At 53.0% G+C, this 1,361-nt stretch carries 2 tRNA genes and 2 rRNA genes; all 4 read left to right on the top strand.

Features of this window, described 5'->3' with window-relative positions:
- Nucleotides 1–61: ribosomal RNA gene (locus NHG85_RS00290) — 16S ribosomal RNA — on the top strand; the annotation flags it as partial.
- Nucleotides 62–231: 170 nt separating this feature from the next.
- Nucleotides 232–307, top strand: a tRNA-Ala gene (locus NHG85_RS00285).
- A gap of 3 nt (nt 308–310) precedes the next feature.
- Nucleotides 311–387, top strand: a tRNA-Ile gene (locus NHG85_RS00280).
- A 323-nt stretch (nt 388–710) separates the two neighbouring features.
- Nucleotides 711–1,361, top strand: a 23S ribosomal RNA gene (locus NHG85_RS00275); the annotation flags it as partial.

Raw genomic sequence — 1,361 nt, 5'->3', positions numbered from 1 at the left:
GACTGGGGTGAAGTCGTAACAAGGTAGCCGTAGGGGAACCTGCGGCTGGATCACCTCCTTTCTAAGGATGCTTCTAGAACATGATGCGAAACCAACGCGCTCAAGTAGCGAAGCGGTAGCGCAAAACGTCATGAAGCACTTAGCAGCTGCAATCAAAGCAGCATATCGAGCCGAGCCGTCCTCATATCTCTTCAGACATTGGTGGCCATCCTTCGGGATGGTGGAACCAACGGGGCGTTAGCTCAGCTGGGAGAGCATCTGCTTTGCAAGCAGAGGGTCATCGGTTCGATCCCGATAGGCTCCACCAGTTGGGTCGGTAGCTCAGTTGGTTAGAGCGCACGCCTGATAAGCGTGAGGTCGGAGGTTCAAATCCTCCTCGACCCACCAGCCCCTCCGATTTGACCGTAAAGCACTTCTTAAGTGTTTTGCCGTCCAATCGGACGCATGATTTTGACATCGTTTAGAGAGAATATATCAGAACCATCGGTTCGACCGCGTCAGGTCGATACCCCGGAGCGCCCCAGGGCGCTGCGGAGCAGATGGTTTTGTTCCAAGTCAAGTACACTAACCTATGTCTCCATGAGCCTTGCATGGGCGAATGGAGGCGGGAAAACGTATGACTTTCGGTTCAGAAAAGAGCTCTGCTCTTTGTCCTCAAGTAGCCCTCCGGGCGATAGGACGACAAAGCAAGCCTTGCTTTTTCTGGATCGGATCAAGCGCGAAAAGGGCGTTTGGTGGATGCCTAGGCAGTAAGAGGCGATGAAGGACGTGATACTCTGCGATAAGCCATGGGGAGTTGAGAATAAGCTTTGATCCATGGATTTCCGAATGGGGCAACCCACCTGAAACTTCGTTATTGTTGCTCGCAAGAGCACTCAATAGCGCTGTTAACCAGGTACTTCTAACCTGAATACATAGGGTTAAAAGAGCAAACCCGGGGAACTGAAACATCTAAGTACCCGGAGGAAAGGACATCAACAGAGACTCCGCTAGTAGTGGCGAGCGAACGCGGACCAGCCGAGCCTTGAGTGTGACCAGAACGAGTTGGAAAACTCGGCCAGAGCGGGTGACAGCCCCGTATGGGAAGCATGATAGGACGTATCAAGTAGGGCGGGACACGTGAAATCCTGTCTGAAGATCGGGGGACCACCCTCGAAGGCTAAGTACTCCTTACTGACCGATAGCGAACCAGTACCGTGAGGGAAAGGTGAAAAGCACCCCGACGAGGGGAGTGAAACAGTACCTGAAACCGAACGCCTACAATCAGTCGGAGCTCCCTTGAGGAGTGACGGCGTACCTTTTGTATAATGGGTCATCGACTTGGTCTCACGAGCAAGCTTAAGCCGGTAGGTGTAGGCGCA

It is taken from the genome of Limimaricola litoreus (assembly GCF_024159025.1).
In the GTDB taxonomy this organism is placed as follows: Bacteria; Pseudomonadota; Alphaproteobacteria; order Rhodobacterales; family Rhodobacteraceae; genus Limimaricola; species Limimaricola litoreus.
The sequence above is the reverse complement of the archived record's forward strand: the minus strand, read 5'-3'. Positions and strand labels throughout refer to the sequence as shown.